Here is a 16,090-nt window from a genome sequence, read left to right as displayed (position 1 = left end):
GCGGTGGGTAAAGCTGATTGAAGGCCGGGTTGTGCTGTGGCCCGACCTGTACAAGAGGCATAAAGGCTGCTCAAGTTTTTCGTTGTGGCACCGATAGACAGAGGGTAAGCCGTATTCCCTGGAGTCTGTCGTGCGACCCTATCCACTCGCGGTGCTTTGCCTGCTGGCAAGCCAGCCCGTCCTAGCCATCAGTTTCCAGACCCGTCTGGAGAAGATTGAGTGGCAGGTCGAAGGCGATCAGTTCGAGTGCCGTCTGTCGCAGCCCATCACCGACTTCGGTTCTGGGGTGTTTGTACGCCGTGCGGGCGAGCAGGTCACCTTCAGCCTGAAAGCCCGTGAGCGCTGGCTGAGTGCCGGCAATGCCACCTTGCTGGCGGCGGCGGCGCCCTGGCAGCCGGGGCGCGGTGATATCAACCTGGGCTCGGTCAACGTGGTGCCCGCCGAGGTGCTGTTCAACAGTTCCCAGGAGCAGGGCGCGCGCTTGCTCACCGGTCTGCTTGAGGGACGTAGCCCCTTGGTGCGGCACCGCACAGCCATGGGGGGGGAGAGCATCGAGGTGCGCTTGTTGCCGGCCAAGTTCCACAAGGCTTACAACCAATACCTGGATTGCACGGCCAAACTGCTGCCGGTGAATTTTGATCAGGTGCGCAAGAGCCAGGTCGGCTTTCCCGGTGGTGGTGTCGACCTCGAGCCGCTGGCCCAGGCCAAGCTGGATATCATCCTGAGCTTTCTCAAGGCCGACCCCAGCGTCAATCGCATCCAGCTCGATGGCCATGCCGACAATGGCGGCAATCGCCTGACCAACCGCGATCTGTCGCGCCGCCGTGCGTTGGCGGTGATGGAGTACCTCAAGGCCAACGGCATTCCTGCCGAGCAGATCACCATGCGCTTTCACGGCGAACGCTACCCGGTAGCGCCGAACAACAATGAAGCCAACCGGGCGAAGAATCGCCGGGTAACCATTCTCCTCGACCGGGTGCCGGAAGCGGCAGTGCCGCCTGCACCTGCTCCAGCGCCTGAAGCGACTGATCCTGCGGCCACCTCCTAGCGCCAGCTATTCGTCTGTTGTCCAACAATTATCCGTCGCTTGGTCGTCACAAGCTGTCGCGCCTCTGTAAATCAGGCGGCATGGGCAGTAGAATCGTCGGTTTTCCCGCACAACCCCGTGGAGTTGATGGCATGGCCGACGTAAACAAGGTAGTCCTGGCATATTCCGGTGGCCTGGACACTTCGGTGATTCTCAAGTGGCTGCAAGATACCTATAACTGCGAAGTGGTGACCTTCACCGCGGATCTCGGCCAGGGTGAGGAAGTCGAGCCGGCACGCGCCAAGGCGCAGGCCATGGGCGTCAAGGAAATCTATATCGACGATTTGCGCGAAGAGTTCGTGCGCGATTTCGTCTACCCGATGTTCCGCGCCAACACCGTCTACGAGGGTGAGTACCTGCTGGGTACTTCCATCGCCCGTCCGCTGATCGCCAAGCGCCTGATTGAAATCGCCAATGAAACCGGTGCTGACGCCATTTCCCATGGCGCTACCGGCAAGGGTAACGACCAGGTGCGTTTCGAGCTGGGTGCCTACGCGCTCAAACCTGGCGTAAAAGTCATTGCGCCGTGGCGTGAGTGGGACCTGCTGTCGCGCGAGAAGCTAATGGACTACGCCGAGAAGCACGCCATCCCGATCGAACGTCACGGCAAGAAGAAGTCACCGTACTCCATGGATGCCAACCTGCTGCACATCTCCTATGAAGGCGGCGTGCTGGAAGACACCTGGACCGAGCACGAAGAAGACATGTGGAAATGGACTGTCTCCCCCGAGGCAGCGCCAGACGCACCGACCTATATCGAGCTGACCTACCGCAAGGGCGACATCGTTGCCATCGACGGCAAGGACATGAGCCCGGCTACCGTGCTGGCCGAACTCAACCGCATCGGCGGCGAGAACGGCATCGGTCGTCTGGATATCGTCGAAAACCGTTTTGTCGGCATGAAGTCCCGTGGCTGCTACGAGACTCCCGGCGGCACCATCATGCTCAAGGGCCACCGCGCCATCGAGTCGATCACCCTGGACCGCGAAGTCGCTCACCTGAAAGACGAGCTGATGCCGAAATACGCCAGCCTGATCTACAACGGTTTCTGGTGGAGCCCTGAGCGTCTGATGCTGCAACAGATGATCGACGCCTCCCAGGCCAACGTGAATGGCGTGGTACGCATGAAGCTGTACAAAGGCAACGTGATTATCACCGGTCGTAAGTCTGATGATTCGCTGTTCGACGCCAATATCGCCACCTTCGAAGAAGATGGCGGCGCCTACAACCAGGCCGACGCTGGCGGCTTTATCAAGCTCAACGCTCTGCGCATGCGCATCGCGGCGGGAAAAGGGCGCAAGATGCTCTGATAGACTGGAGCACCTGAGCCACACCAAGCCCCGGCCATAAGCCGGGGTTTGCATTTATAAGCCCGCAAGATGGGCAACGATGAGGAGATACCTGATGAGACTGCTGCACACCATGCTGCGCGTCGGCGATATGGATAAATCCATCGCGTTCTACACCGAAGTCCTAGGCATGACCCTGCTACGCCGCAAAGACTACCCAGAAGGTCAATTCACCCTGGCCTTCGTCGGTTACGGCGATGAAGCGCATAACAGCGTGATCGAGCTGACCCATAACTGGGGCGTGGAAAGCTACGAGCTGGGCACCGGCTATGGCCATATCGCTCTGGAAGTGGCCGATGTGTACAAGGCCTGTGAAGACATTCGCACCCGCGGCGGCAAGATCACCCGCGAGCCAGGGCCGATGAAGCACGGCACCAGTATTCTGGCGTTTGTTGAAGACCCGGACGGCTACAAAATCGAGCTGTTATCGCCCTCGCGCGCCGACTGATAGCTGCTATCTTTGTAAGTAATGGCTTACAAGGCGAATGGCCAATCTACCCGGTCAGGCGAGGTGTTCCATGACCAGCGGAAACCATGCAAAGCGGCTGATTCGGGCCGTGCAGGAGTTGTCCATGGCAAGGGATATGGATGCTGTTGCCGAGGTGGTGCGCCACGCCGCACGTGAACTGGTGGGAGCCGATGGTGCCACCTTTGTTCTGCGTGATGGCGAGCAGTGTTTTTACCGTGATGAAGATGCCATCTGTCCGTTATGGAAAGGTCAGCGTTTTCCCCTGCAAGCCTGTATCAGCGGTTGGGCCATGCTCAACCGGCAGGCCACGGTGATCGAAGACATCTACCTGGATGATCGAATCCCCCACGCCGCCTATCGACCCACTTTCGTCAAAAGCCTGGTCATGGTGCCGATCCGCACCCTAGAGCCTATCGGCGCAATTGGCACCTACTGGGCCAGTCAGTACCGCGCCACGGCCGATCAGGTCGACATGCTGCAAGCCCTGGCCGATGCCACCTCTGTAGCCCTGGAGAATGTTCAGGTGTACGCCGAACTGGAGCAGCGGGTCGAGGAGCGTACGGCGCAACTGGCGCAGGCCAACCAGCTGCTGCAAGACGAGGTGGCCGAGCGCCTGCGCGCCGAGCAGTTGGTGCGGCAGATGTCGCTGACCGATGAACTGACCGGTTTGTACAACCGCCGCGGCTTCCTGCTGCTGGCTGAGCGCGAGCTGCAAGTTGCACGTAGGCGGCGGGGTCGCAGTCTGTTGCTGTATGTCGATTTGGACTACCTGAAGCTGGCCAACGACCGGTTCGGTCATGCAGCGGGTGATGGCATGCTGGTCGACGCAGCCGATTTGCTCAAATCGTTGTTTCGCACCACCGATGTGGTGGCGCGGATTGGCGGCGACGAATTTGTGGTGCTGGCCAGCCATTACAGCAGCAGTGAAGAAGTGCTGACACGGCTGGACAAGGCCTTGCGGACTTTCCATAAGCGCACCGGGCGACCGTTGTCGTTAAGCGTGGGTACGGCGGAGTCGTCATTGCAGGCCGATCAGAGCCTGGAGCAGTTGCTGACTCAGGCGGATGCTGCGATGTATGCCAACAAGTGTTCACGACGCAGCTTGCAGGCCGTTGGCTGAGCAACAAAAAAGCCCCGCATTGTTGCGGGGCTTTTATTGCTGGCGGCATTAGAGGTCGAAGTCGTATTCGGCCAATTGCTTGTGCAGGCGGCGCTCTTCGAGGAAGTTGTCGATGATGCGGCGCTTGGTCAGGTTGGTCTTGGCAACCTCCACCGGTGCTTCGGCTTCATCCGCTTCTTCGGCAACAAAATCTTCGTCGAGCTCAAGTTCTTCTTTATCAGTGCTCATAAATTCACTCCAGGCTACCAGGGCCATTCAGCTGCTGTGAAAACTACTGCGCTCGGCCATGCTGCGTTGGAAACAGGCTCACACTGCTCATTTACAGCTCGTAAACTCCGCGTGTTCGCCTGTTTCCGCCTTGCCTGACCTTCGCTCGCTACGTTTTCACGCAACCTGATTTGCGCACCTTATAGCGGCAAAACCTGGGCGGGTAAAAAAGATTTTTTCAATCAGCTTATTGAGCGGCTGAATAGCGGCTCAATCGTCGGAGGTTTTCTGTTTGTATTCGCACAGGTCTTCGATGCGGCAGCTGCCGCAGCGTGGCTTGCGCGCCTGGCACACATAGCGGCCGTGGAGGATCAGCCAGTGGTGTGAATCGAGAAGAAATTCCTTGGGCACGAACTTCATCAGCTTCTTTTCCACTTCCACGACATTCTTGCCCGGGGCGATACCGGTGCGGTTGCTGACGCGGAAGATATGCGTGTCCACCGCCATCGTGAGCTGGCGAAACGCGGTGTTGAGCACCACGTTAGCGGTCTTGCGCCCGACTCCTGGCAGCGCTTCGAGGTCTTCGCGGTTGTCCGGCACCTGGCTGCCATGCTTTTCGATAAGTATGCGGCAGGCCTCAATGACGTTTTTCGCCTTGCTGTTGTACAGGCCGATGGTCTTGATGTATTCGCTCAGCCCTTCGACGCCCAGGGCGTAGATCGCCTCGGGGGTATTGGCGACCGGGAACAGCTTGGCTGTGGCCTTGTTGACGCTGACGTCGGTGGCCTGGGCAGACAGGGTGACCGCGACTAAAAGCTCAAACGGCGTGCTGTAGGCCAGCTCGGTCTTCGGCTCGGGGTTGTCTTCATGCAAGCGGCGGAAGATTTCGTAGCGCTTGGCGGCGTTCACTCGATCACTCCGGTCACCCGCACGCGGCGGCTTTGCACCGGAACATCAACCTGCTGTGCTTTGGCTCGCTCGGCCAGCACCTCATCCACACGGTTTTTGCAGGCGATCAGCAGGCCCAGCACGATAAAGGCGCCGGGCGGCAGGATGGCCAGCAGGAAGCCCTTGTACTCGGGGATCAGCGTCAGCTGCCAGTTAGCGGCGATGGGGCCAAACAGCAGGTGCATATTGGCGAACACTGCACCGGTGCCGAGTAGCTCGCGCAAGGCGCCGATCATCACCAGTACCACGCCGAAGCCCAGGCCCATCATCAGGCCGTCGTAGGCGGCGCGGGCGGGGTCATTCTTCGCGGCAAAGCCATCGGCGCGGCCGAGGATCACGCAGTTGGTGGTGATCAGCGGAATAAAGATACCGAGAATCTGGTACAGCTCGTAGGTGAAGGCCTGCATCAGCAGTTCGATGCAGGTGGTCAGGGCGGCGATGATCATTACAAAGGCTGGCAGGCGCACAGCGGTGTTGACCACGCCGCGCACCAGCGACACGGCGGTATTGGAGCAGATCAGCACCACGGCGCTAGCCAGCGCCAAGCCGAGAGCGTTGACTGCCGAGTTGCTCACCCCCAGCAGCGGGCAGAGGCCGAGCAGTTGCACCAGGGCCGGGTTGTTTTTCCACAGGCCGTTAAGGGTGATTTCGCGGTAGCTGGGACTAGCCATTGGACTTCACCTGGGCTGCGAACAGCTGCTCTTGATTGGCATCGAAATACTGCAGGGCCTTGTGGACCGCCTTGACCACCGCGCGCGGGGTGATGGTGGCGCCGGCAAACTGGTCGAATTCGCCACGATCCTTCTTCACCGCCCAGCCAGTATCGCTTGGGTTGCTCAGTGACTTGCCGTTGAAACTGCGAATCCAGGCACTCTTGGCCAGTTCGATCTTGTCGCCCAGGCCCGGGGTTTCCCGGTGGCCAAGCACGCGCACACCGGCCAGGCGACCATCGGCCTGGATGCCGATCAGCAAATGGATCGCACCGCTGTAACCGTCCGGCGCGGTGGCACGCAGGATCACGGCGCTGGGTTTGCCGTCTTTCAGGGCGATATAGGCGGTCTGTGGCGATTTACTGCCAAGCAGCGGGTCGTGCAGCTGGAGACTGTTGTCCAGCAGGTGGTTGTCGTAGCTGCCCTGCGGCAGGATTTCGCTCAGCGCGCGTACTTGGGCTTCGCGCTCGGCATTGGCAATGCGCCCGGCCGTGGCTTGGTGCAGCACGGCAACCAGGCCTACGGTGGCAATGGCGAATAGCCCGAGTACCAGGCTGTTTTTCAGCATCGAGCGGCTAATTTCAGGCAGGGCCACGGTCACTCTCCCAACTTGAAGCCGCGCGTCGGCTTGCGGTGGCCGTAGGTGCGCGGCCGCGTGTAGTAGTCGATGGTCGGGGCGGCCAGGTTCATCAGCAGCACGGCGAACGCGACGCCGTCCGGGTAGCCGCCCCAGGCGCGAATCACGTAGACCAGCACGCCAACGCCGATGCCGAAAATCAGCCGGCCGAGGTTGCTGGTGGCGCCGCTGACCGGGTCAGTGACGATAAAGAAGGCACCGAGCATGGTCGCGCCGGTGAGCAGATGAAACAGCGGCGAGCCGTGAGAGTCCGAGCCTGAGCCATTCCAGAACAGCAGGCTCATCACCGCTAGGGCGGCGAGCATGCCGACCGGGGCATGCCAGGTGAACAGGCGCTTGTGCAGCAGGTATAAACCGCCGGCGAGAAAGGCCAGGTTGACCGCCTCGGTGGCGGCGCCGCCGAGGTAGCCGAATGCCGGGTTCTGCGCCCACAGCTCGTCGATGGTCAGGCTTTTATTGACCTTGAGCGCATCCAGCGCGGTGGCCTGGGCCCAGCCGTCGGGCAGGTTCGCGATGCCAAAAATCTGCTGCAGCCCTTCAAGCAGGCCGACCGTATGCGGGGCTGGCCAACTGGTCATCTCCACGGGGAAGGAAATCAGCACCACCACATAACCGAGCATGGCCGGGTTGAAGGGGTTCTGCCCGAGGCCGCCATATAGCTGCTTGCCGAACACCACGGCAAAGCCGGTGGCCACCAGGGTCAGCCACCAGGGCGAATAGGGCGGCAGCGCCAGGGCCAGCAGTACAGCGGTCACCAGTACGCTGTAGTCCTTGAGGAAGAACAGCACCGGGCGTTTGCGCAGGGCCAGGATAGCCGCTTCAAAACCCAGTGCGCAGGCGCTGGCCCACAGCAGGTTGATCAACGTGCCTGCGCCGAACAGCCAGGTCAGGGCGAGAATCCCCGGCACCGTAGCCAGCAGCACCTGCAGCATCACTTGCTGGGTGCGATTGCTGCCCTTGGCGTGGGGCGATGTGATACGGGGCAGGGCCATTGGCACTCCGGTTGTTGAGTTGGCTACGCAGGGCTGTTATCAGCTGCCAGCGTGCTCCTGTAATTGGCGTTCGGCATTGGCCAGGCGTTGACGTGCAGCCGTCAGGGCGTCTGCTGGGCTGTTGGCGTCACGTTCAAGCTTGCGCAGATCCGCACGGGCAAAGGCTACTTCAGTCTTTAGCGCACGGGTGGTTTCGTCGATTGGCTTCTTGTCGGTGCGAACCAACTCAGGTGCCGGCTTGCCGGATGCGTCCTCGGCCTGGTGCAGCGCCTGCTCGGCGGCTGCCAATGCCTCGCGCAGGCTGATAAGCGTTGCTTCATCGCTGCCGGCTTTTTCGGCCTTTTTCAATTCGGCGCGCTTCATCGCCAGTTCGATCTTGGCTTTTTTCAGCGGATCGGAGGCTTCTGCATCGGGCGCTTTTACGGGCGCGGCCGGTGCCTGGGCTTCCAGGCTGGTCAGCAGTTTTTCGGCGGTGTCCAGCTGGCCACGCATTTGTTGCAGTTCGCCTTGCTGCTCGTCGCTTGGGGTTTCGAGTTTTTCCAGCTTGCGCACCTGAGCGCGGAGCATGGCGGCGTCGATCTTGGCTTTTTTCAATGCGCCGTCGTCGGCAGCCGGTTTGGCGATTGGTGCTGGCGCCTGAGCTTCCAGGCTGGCCAGCAGTTTTTCTGCGGCGTCCAGTTGGCTGCGCAGTTGCTGCAGTTCGCTTTGTTGCTCGTCGCTTGGCGATTCGAGTTTTTCCAGCTTGCGCACCTGAGCGCGGAGCATGGCAGCGTCGATCTTGGCCTTTTTCAATACGCCATCGTCGGCAGTCGGTTTGACGGTTGGTGCTGGCGCCTGGGCTTCCAGGCTGGCCAGCAGTTTTTCGGCGGCTTCCAGCTGGCTGCGCAGTTGTTGCAGTTCGCTTTGCTGCTCATCGCTGGGTGCTTCAAGCTTCTCCAGTTTGCGAACTTGGGCGCGGAGCATGGCGGCGTCGATCTTGGCTTTTTTCAGTGCACCATCGTCGGCAACTGGGGTGGCCGCCGCCATGGCAGGCGGGTTGGCGGCCATGGCCATGTCGAGCGCTTGCTGGGCGATGGCTGCAGCGCTGCGCAGCTCGTCGACCTGGGCCTGCAACTCGGGGCTGGCGTGGGTGGCCAGCTGCTTTTCGGCTTTTTTCAGGGCGACCTGGGCCATGCTGGCTTCGATTTTGAGTTTCTTCTGCTCGTCACTCAGACCGGCCGGTTTGGCCGCTGCTGCATCGCTGCTGGCTGCAGCGGGTGCGGCTTGGGCCTGAGCGGCCTTGGCTTGCGCCGCTTTGGCGGCGCGGGCCTGGCGTTCGGCTTCTTTCTGTTCTTCGGCGCGGCGCAGGCGTTCCTGGCGCAGTTCGAAGCGCTGTTTCGACTGTTCGGCCTTGAGCTGCCTCTGCTCCAGCTCGCGAATCTCGCCTTTGGCTGCGCGGTAGTACTGCACCAGCGGAATGCTCGACGGGCAGACATAGGCGCAGGCGCCGCACTCGATGCAGTCGAACAGGTTGTGCGCCTTGAGCTGCTCATGCTCCTGGCCGATGGCGAAGAAGTGCAGTTGCTGCGGCAACAGGCTGGCCGGGCAGGCTTCGGCACACTCACCGCAACGAATGCACGGCATGGCTGGCGGTGGTGGCGGCAGCTCGGCGGTGGTCGAGGCCAGCAGGCAGTTGGTGGTCTTGATCACGGGTACGGCGAAGTCGGGCAGGGTAAAGCCCATCATCGGGCCGCCCATGATCAGGCGGTTCAACTTGCTGCGGTTCAGGCCAGCAAACTCCAGCAATTCACCTACCGGGGTGCCGAGCAGTACCTCGACGTTCATCGGTCGGGCCAGGGCCTCACCGGTCAGGGTGGTAATGCGTGAGATTAGCGGTTTGCCGTGCATCACCGCGTCATGGATGGCTACGCAGGTGCCAACGTTCTGGCAGAGCATACCGATATCCGCCGGCAGGCCACCGCTGGGCACTTCCACACCTGTGAGAATCTGGATCAGCTGTTTTTCGCCACCGGAGGGGTATTTGGTGGGGAATACCTTGAGCTGATAGCTGCGCTCGCTTAGCGCGCTGCGCACGGCAGCGATGGCTTCGGGTTTATTGTCTTCGATGCCGATCAGCACCTGATCCGGCTGGATCAGCTGCACCAGAATGTCGATGCCGCTGATCATCTCGTTGGCGCGTTCGCGCATCAGCAGGTCGTCGGCGCTGATATAGGGCTCGCACTCGGTGCCGTTGATGATCAGCGTGTGGATCTTCTGCGTTGGGCGCGCATTGAGTTTCACCGCCGTGGGGAAGCCCGCGCCGCCCAGACCGCTGATGCCTGCCTGGCGAATCAGCTCCAACAGGGCGCTGTTTTCCAGATGGCGATAGTCAGGCTGTGGCGTCAGCTCGATCCATTTATCCAGCCCATCGCTGTCGATGACGATGGCCGGGGCGAGCATGCCGGATACGTGCGGGTAAGGCTGCGGGCCGATAAAACTTACGGTGCCAGAGGTCGGCGCATGCACGGGCACGCTGACAAAACCATTGGCAGCGGCGATCAGCTGGCCCTTCAGCACGCGCTCACCCACGGCGACCACAGGTTCTGCGGGCGCGCCGATATGCTGGTTGAGTGGCAGCGTCAGGTGCTTGGGCAGCGGCGCCGGCTGGATCGGCGTGCGGTTGGACAGCTCCTTGCGCTCGGCTGGATGAATGCCGCCGGGGATATCCCAGATACGTTCCTGCGCACTCATGCCGCTTGCTCCCGGTCACTGGCAATCAATTGGCCGGGGGCCAAGGGTTTTTCCCATTTCCAGCTTTGCACGGTGCTGCCCACTTCGATCATGTCGATGCAGTCCACTGGACAGGGTTCGACACACAGGTCGCAGCCGGTGCACTCGCTGACGATCACCGTATGCATTTGCTTGGCCGCGCCGACGATGGCGTCCACCGGGCAGGCCTGGATGCACTTGGTGCAGCCAATGCACTCGGCTTCGCGGATGTAGGCAACCATCTGCGGTTTTTCGCCTTCTACGGCGTCCAGCGGCTCGGCTTCAACGTCGAGCAGGTCAGCTAGAGCCTGAATAGTGGCTTCGCCGCCGGGCGGACATTTGTTGATCTTGTCGCCGCCAGCAATTGCCTCGGCGTAGGGTTTGCAGCCGGGGTAGCCGCATTGGCCGCACTGGGTTTGCGGCAACAGGGCATTGATCTGCTCGGCAATCGGGTTGCCTTCGACTTTAAAGCGCACCGCTGCGAAACCAAGAATCGCACCGGCCACCAGGCACAGGGCGAGCAGTGCGAGCACCGCAATCAGCACCAGACTCATAGCTTGATCAGCCCGGTAAAGCCCATAAACGCCAGGGACATCAGTCCGGCGGTGATCATGCCGATGGCTGCGCCCTGGAAGGATTTCGGCACGTCGGCGATGGCGATGCGCTCACGCATGGCGGCGAACAATACCAGCACCAGGGAGAAACCGAGGCCGGCGGCAAAGCCGTTGGCGGTAGCGGTGATAAAGGTGAATTCGGCCTTGTTGGCGTTGAGCAGGGCCACGCCCAGAACGATGCAGTTGGTGGTGATCAGCGGCAGGAAGATGCCCAGCACGCGGTACAGCAGCGGGCTGGTCTTGTTCACCACCATTTCGGTGAACTGCACCACCACGGCAATCACCAGAATAAAGCTGATGGTGCGCAGGTATTCGATATCCAGCGGCTTCAACACGTACTGCTGCACCAGGTAGCTGCACATGGCGGCCAGGGTCAGCACGAAGGTGGTGGCCAGTGACAGGCCAATGGCCGTCTCGATCTTCTTCGAGACGCCCATAAAGGGACACAGGCCAAGGAACTGGACCAACACGAAGTTGTTGACCAGGATGGCGCTGACCATGATCAAGGCGAGTTCGGTCATTGCAGGTTCCGTGAATGGACGGGCAAAGGCCGCAGGAAAGGGGTGGCTATTATCGGTAAGCCGATCCTGCCATACAAGCCGGATCAGCCTTCCTGAGGTGCTGCCATAAGGCTAGCGCAGCCTGATAAGAGTGGCTGCGCTATTGGGTCGCAGGTTTACTTGACCCGCTGGCCTGGTTTGGCACCGCTGTCCGGACTGAGCAGGTAGATTTCCTCGCCGCCAGGGCCGGCCGCCAGGACCATGCCTTCGCTGATGCCGAACTTCATCTTACGCGCGGCCAGGTTGGCCACGTACAGGGTCAGGCGGCCTTCCAGTTTGCTCGGGTCCGGGTAGGCGCTCTTGATGCCGCTGAACACGTTGCGCTTGGCGTCACCGATATCCAGGGTCAGGCGCAGCAGCTTGTCGGCACCTTCAACGAACTCGCACTTCTCGATCAGGGCGATGCGCAAGTCGACCGCAGCAAAGGCGTCGAAGGCGATTTCGGCGGCCAATGGGTCTTTCGTCAGCTCGCCATTGCCAGTGAGTGCTGGAGCGGCTTCGCTGGCGGCTAGGTCTTCTTTGGAGGCTTCGATCATGGCGTCGATTTTCGCAGGCTCGATACGGGTCAGCAGAGCGGTAAACGGGTTCAGTTGGTGGTCGGCCAGCAGCGTCTGGTGATCGTCCCAGGTCAACGGCGCGACATTGAGGAAGGCCTCGGCGTCGCTGGCCAACTGCGGTAGGACTGGTTTCAGGAAGATCACCAACTGGCGGAACAGGTTTACGCCCAAGGCGCAGATGGCCTGCACTTCGTCCTGCTTGCCGTCCTGTTTGGCCAGGGACCAGGGTGCTTTGTCGGCGATCCAGGCGTTGGCGCGGTCGGCCAGGGCCATGATCTCGCGCATGGCGCGGGCGAAATCGCGGGCCTCGTAGGCTTCGGCGATGCTCGGTGCGGCAGCCTGGAAGGCTTCAGTTAGCTCGGGTGCGGCATTGCCAGCCACCAGCAGACCGTTGTTGCCTTTGTGGATAAAACCGGCGCAACGGCTGGCGATATTCACAACCTTGCCGACCAGGTCCGAGTTGACCTTCTGTACGAAGTCTTCCAGGTTCAGATCGAGGTCATCCACGCCACGGCCGAGCTTGGCCGCGTAGTAGTAGCGCAGGTATTCCGGGTTCAGGTGATCCAGGTAGGTGCGCGCCTTGATAAAGGTGCCGCGTGACTTGGACATCTTCTGCCCGTTTACCGTCAGGTAGCCGTGCACAGCTACTGCGGTCGGCTTGCGCAGGCCCGCACCTTCAAGCATGGCCGGCCAGAACAGGGCGTGGAAGTTAACGATATCCTTGCCGATAAAGTGGTACAGCTCGGCGGTCGAATCTTTGTTCCAGAACGCGTCGAAGTCCAACTCCGGGCGCTTGGCGCAAAGGTTCTTGAAGCTGGCCATATAGCCAATCGGCGCGTCCAGCCAGACGTAGAAGTACTTGCCTGGCTCGTCGGGGATTTCAAAGCCGAAGTAGGGCGCATCGCGGCTGATGTCCCATTCCTGCAGGCCGGAATCCAGCCATTCGGCGATCTTGTTGGCTACTGCGTCCTGCAATGCACCGCTGCGGGTCCAGCTTTTCAGCATGGCCTCGAAATCCGGCAGCTTGAAGAAGAAGTGCTTGGAGTCGCGCAGCTCGGGTACGGCGCCGGAGATGGCCGAGCGCGGGTTCTTCAGCTCGGTCGGCTCGTAGGTGGCACCGCATTTTTCGCAGTTGTCGCCGTACTGGTCTTCCGCCGCGCACTTGGGGCAGGTGCCTTTGATAAAACGGTCGGCGAGGAACATGCCCTTTTCGGGGTCGAAATACTGGGTTACCGAACGGGTGGCGATATGCCCGGCGTCGCGCAGCTTCAGGTAGATGGCTGCAGACAGCTCGCGGTTTTCGTCCGAGTGGGTCGAATGATAGTTGTCGAAATTGACCCCGAAGTCGGCGAAGTCGGCGGTGTGTTCGGCCTGCACATTGGCAATCAACTGTTCGGGGGTAATGCCTTCCTTCTCGGCGCGCAGCATGATCGCCGAGCCATGCGCGTCATCGGCGCAGACGTAGATGGCCTGGTTGCCGCGCAGCTTCTGGAAACGCACCCACATGTCGGTCTGGATGTACTCGAGCATATGGCCAAGGTGAATCGAACCGTTGGCGTAGGGCAGGGCGCTGGTAACGAGAATCTTACGGGCTTGGCTCATGGGATCGGCTGCACTGGTAACTCAGGGGAGCCGGCAACTATATAGGGGCGGCGGATATTTTTCATCCTTGCACAGGCCAATGCCTGCCGGTGCGCGCCTGTGGAGTTAGCCTGGGGTAAGATGCCTGCCTGCTTTACTCAGCCTTTCGGAGCCTTCCATGAGTGTCGTTACCCGCGCAGCGGTCGAAGCCGCCTTGTCCCAATACACCGACCCGCACCTGAATCAGGACCCGGTCAGCGCCGGTTGCCTGCGTGAAGTGGATATTCAGGGTGGGCAGGTCAGGGTGCGTCTGCAGTTGGGCTACGCGGCAGGGCTGTTCAAGAGTGGCTGGGCGCAAATGCTACAAATGGCCCTGGAAAACCTCGACGGTGTTGAGCGTGCACAGGTGCAGGTCGACTGCGTGATCGAAGCGCACAAGGCGCAGGATCAGGTGCCGGCGCTGGCCAATGTAAAGAACGTGATTGCCGTGGCATCCGGCAAGGGTGGGGTGGGCAAGTCCACCACGGCAGCCAATCTGGCGTTGGCGCTGGCGCGTGAAGGGGCCAAGGTCGGCATTCTCGATGCGGATATCTATGGGCCGAGCCAGGGCATCATGTTTGGTATACCGGAAGGTACAAGGCCGCAGGTGAAGGATCAGAAGTGGTTTGTGCCGCTCAAGGCCCATGGCGTTGAAGTGATGTCCATGGCCTTCCTCACCGATGAGAACACTCCGGTGGTGTGGCGCGGGCCGATGGTGTCCGGCGCGCTGCTGCAATTGATCACCCAGACCGCCTGGGATGACCTGGATTATCTGGTGGTCGATATGCCGCCGGGCACCGGCGACATCCAGCTGACCCTGGCGCAAAAGGTGCCGGTGGCTGGGGCGGTGATCGTCACCACGCCGCAGGATCTGGCGCTGCTGGATGCCAAGAAGGGTGTGGAGATGTTCCGCAAGGTGAACATTCCGGTGCTCGGTGTGGTGGAAAACATGGCCGTGCATATCTGTTCAAACTGCGGGCATGCCGAGCATCTGTTCGGTGAGGGCGGCGGTGAGAAGCTGGCGGCGCAGTTTGGCGTCGATTTGCTGGCCTCGCTGCCGCTGTCGATGGCTATCCGCATGCAGTCCGATGGCGGTAAGCCCACTACCATCGCCGATCCGGAAAGCCAGATCGCGATGATCTACCAGGAAACTGCACGCAACGTGGGTGCGCGTATCGCTCAGGGCGCAGCGCAGCAGGCGATGCCGAGCATTGTGATCAGCGAAGACTAAGTACTGATTGCCACGTGCGCTGTGCGTGGCATTTTCCACTTAGGAAAAATCAGCGCCCATAAAAAAGCCCCGCACTAGGCGGGGCTTTTTATCAAGCGAGGTTAGTGCAGGTTATACAACCTGAACTTCCTCAGCTTGCATGCCTTTCTGACCACGGGTAGCAACGAAAGTCACTGCCTGGCCTTCTTTCAGGCTTTTGAAGCCATCGCTCTGGATAGCTTTGAAGTGTACGAAGAGGTCGTCACCGGACTGTGGGGTGATGAAGCCGTAGCCTTTTTCATCGTTGAACCACTTGACGGTGCCATTCTGACGATTCGACATGTTATGTCTCCTAACAAATTTATTAACAGCCCTGGAAAAGCCCAGGCCGGGACTGAGTGCAACGAGTACTAGGAGTCGGACGATGTTTGGATCGAAATCTTAGGCATCAAGTAGCGATTCGCGGTGACACATGCAGCACAGTGGGGCAACCATACTCGCTTTTAACGCTAAGCGCGAATGCTCTGTGCATCTTTCTGTTATTTGGCGACAGACAGGCGGTTTAGCGTTTTGCGCCCTGCGCGGGCTTAAGAGCCTTTGAACCCTGCCGCCGGCCCCGGTAAGATGCGTGCACTTTTCACCCTTCGCTATAGCAGGACAGCCGCCATGAGCATCAAATCGGATAAGTGGATTCGCCGCATGGCTCAAGAGCACGGCATGATTGAGCCCTTTGTCGAGCGCCAGGTACGTGCCGAGGGCGCCCAGCCACTGATTTCCTATGGCGTTTCCAGCTACGGCTACGATGTGCGCTGCGCCGATGAGTTCAAGGTGTTCACCAACATCAATTCGGCGACCGTCGACCCGAAGAACTTCGATGAGAAGAGCTTTGTCGATGTGAAAAGCGATGTGTGCATCATCCCGCCGAACTCCTTCGCCCTGGCGCGCACCGTGGAGTTCTTCCGCATTCCTCGCGACGTGCTGACCATCTGCCTGGGTAAGAGCACCTACGCGCGTTGCGGCATTATCGTCAACGTCACCCCGCTGGAACCGGAGTGGGAAGGCCATGTGACCCTGGAATTCTCCAATACCACCACCTTGCCGGCGAAGATTTACGCCAACGAGGGTGTGGCGCAGATGCTGTTTTTGCAGTCCGATGAGGCCTGTGAGGTTTCCTACAAGGACCGCGGCGGCAAGTATCAGGGTCAGCTGGGTGTGACGCTGCCCAGGGCTTGATCGGTCGCTGTAATGAAAAAGCCGGGCAT

Annotated in this window: 16 protein-coding genes; 6 read left to right on the top strand and 10 right to left on the bottom strand. The window is 60.5% G+C overall.

Annotated features, from left to right (window positions below; all coding sequences use genetic code 11):
* Window positions 1-130 precede the first annotated feature (130 nt).
* The 4 genes from Q8M42_RS02480 to Q8M42_RS02465 all read left to right on the top strand — a co-directional run bounded on the left by Q8M42_RS02480 (window position 131) and on the right by Q8M42_RS02465 (window position 4,025).
* A complete protein-coding gene (locus Q8M42_RS02480; RefSeq protein WP_304868872.1) occupies window positions 131-1,048 on the top strand; it encodes an OmpA family protein in 918 nt (305 codons plus the stop codon).
* A 131-nt stretch (window positions 1,049-1,179) separates the two neighbouring features.
* Window positions 1,180-2,397 carry an argininosuccinate synthase gene (locus Q8M42_RS02475; RefSeq protein WP_304868870.1) on the top strand — a complete coding sequence of 406 codons (1,218 nt, stop codon included), beginning with the start codon at window positions 1,180-1,182 and terminating at the stop codon, window positions 2,395-2,397.
* Between the two features lie 94 nt (window positions 2,398-2,491).
* Complete coding sequence (gloA, locus tag Q8M42_RS02470) at window positions 2,492-2,884, top strand: lactoylglutathione lyase (protein ID WP_090252363.1); 393 nt, start codon at window positions 2,492-2,494, stop codon at window positions 2,882-2,884.
* A gap of 124 nt (window positions 2,885-3,008) precedes the next feature.
* Window positions 3,009-4,025: a GGDEF domain-containing protein gene (locus Q8M42_RS02465; protein ID WP_304868867.1), complete on the top strand. Its 1,017-nt coding sequence runs from the start codon at window positions 3,009-3,011 to the stop codon at window positions 4,023-4,025.
* Window positions 4,026-4,073: 48 nt separating this feature from the next.
* Here the strand turns inward: Q8M42_RS02465 and Q8M42_RS02460 are convergent, their stop codons facing one another.
* The 9 genes from Q8M42_RS02460 to metG all read right to left on the bottom strand — a co-directional run bounded on the left by Q8M42_RS02460 (window position 4,074) and on the right by metG (window position 13,600).
* Window positions 4,074-4,253, bottom strand: a complete 180-nt coding sequence (locus tag Q8M42_RS02460; RefSeq protein ID WP_275963158.1) for a PA3496 family putative envelope integrity protein — start codon at window positions 4,251-4,253, stop codon at window positions 4,074-4,076.
* A gap of 249 nt (window positions 4,254-4,502) precedes the next feature.
* Window positions 4,503-5,141, bottom strand: a complete 639-nt coding sequence (gene nth, locus Q8M42_RS02455; protein ID WP_304868864.1) for an endonuclease III — start codon at window positions 5,139-5,141, stop codon at window positions 4,503-4,505.
* Window positions 5,138-5,851, bottom strand: coding sequence for an electron transport complex subunit E (locus tag Q8M42_RS02450; RefSeq protein WP_304868862.1), 714 nt, complete (start codon window positions 5,849-5,851; stop codon window positions 5,138-5,140). Before Q8M42_RS02450 ends, nth begins: the two co-directional genes overlap by 4 nt.
* Window positions 5,844-6,458: an electron transport complex subunit RsxG gene (gene rsxG, locus Q8M42_RS02445; RefSeq protein ID WP_304869129.1), complete on the bottom strand. Its 615-nt coding sequence runs from the start codon at window positions 6,456-6,458 to the stop codon at window positions 5,844-5,846. Before rsxG ends, Q8M42_RS02450 begins: the two co-directional genes overlap by 8 nt.
* A gap of 29 nt (window positions 6,459-6,487) precedes the next feature.
* Entirely contained in the window at window positions 6,488-7,519 is a 1,032-nt protein-coding gene (locus Q8M42_RS02440) for an RnfABCDGE type electron transport complex subunit D (protein WP_304868860.1), read from the bottom strand.
* 39 nt (window positions 7,520-7,558) lie between these two features.
* A complete protein-coding gene (rsxC, locus tag Q8M42_RS02435; RefSeq protein ID WP_304868858.1) occupies window positions 7,559-10,249 on the bottom strand; it encodes an electron transport complex subunit RsxC in 2,691 nt (896 codons plus the stop codon).
* Complete coding sequence (gene rsxB / locus Q8M42_RS02430) at window positions 10,246-10,821, bottom strand: electron transport complex subunit RsxB (protein ID WP_090252379.1); 576 nt, start codon at window positions 10,819-10,821, stop codon at window positions 10,246-10,248. The genes rsxC and rsxB overlap by 4 nt, the downstream gene beginning before the upstream one ends.
* Window positions 10,818-11,402, bottom strand: coding sequence for an electron transport complex subunit RsxA (gene rsxA, locus Q8M42_RS02425; RefSeq protein WP_090252381.1), 585 nt, complete (start codon window positions 11,400-11,402; stop codon window positions 10,818-10,820). Before rsxA ends, rsxB begins: the two co-directional genes overlap by 4 nt.
* A 155-nt stretch (window positions 11,403-11,557) precedes the next feature.
* Window positions 11,558-13,600, bottom strand: coding sequence for a methionine--tRNA ligase (metG, locus tag Q8M42_RS02420; protein WP_304868854.1), 2,043 nt, complete (start codon window positions 13,598-13,600; stop codon window positions 11,558-11,560).
* Between the two features lie 157 nt (window positions 13,601-13,757).
* On the opposite strand from metG, the gene apbC reads away from it, so the two are divergent.
* Window positions 13,758-14,849, top strand: a complete 1,092-nt coding sequence (gene apbC / locus Q8M42_RS02415) for an iron-sulfur cluster carrier protein ApbC (RefSeq protein ID WP_304868853.1) — start codon at window positions 13,758-13,760, stop codon at window positions 14,847-14,849.
* A gap of 111 nt (window positions 14,850-14,960) precedes the next feature.
* On the opposite strand, the gene Q8M42_RS02410 is transcribed toward apbC, so the two are convergent.
* A complete protein-coding gene (locus Q8M42_RS02410) occupies window positions 14,961-15,170 on the bottom strand; it encodes a cold-shock protein (protein WP_090242762.1) in 210 nt (69 codons plus the stop codon).
* A gap of 324 nt (window positions 15,171-15,494) precedes the next feature.
* Between Q8M42_RS02410 and dcd the strand changes: the two genes are divergently transcribed.
* Complete coding sequence (gene dcd, locus Q8M42_RS02405; RefSeq protein ID WP_090384763.1) at window positions 15,495-16,061, top strand: dCTP deaminase; 567 nt, start codon at window positions 15,495-15,497, stop codon at window positions 16,059-16,061.
* Window positions 16,062-16,090: the final 29 nt, after the last annotated feature.

This window comes from Pseudomonas sp., assembly GCF_030684895.1.
Taxonomy (GTDB): Bacteria; Pseudomonadota; Gammaproteobacteria; order Pseudomonadales; family Pseudomonadaceae; genus Aquipseudomonas.
The sequence above is the reverse complement of the archived record's forward strand: the minus strand, read 5'-3'. Positions and strand labels throughout refer to the sequence as shown.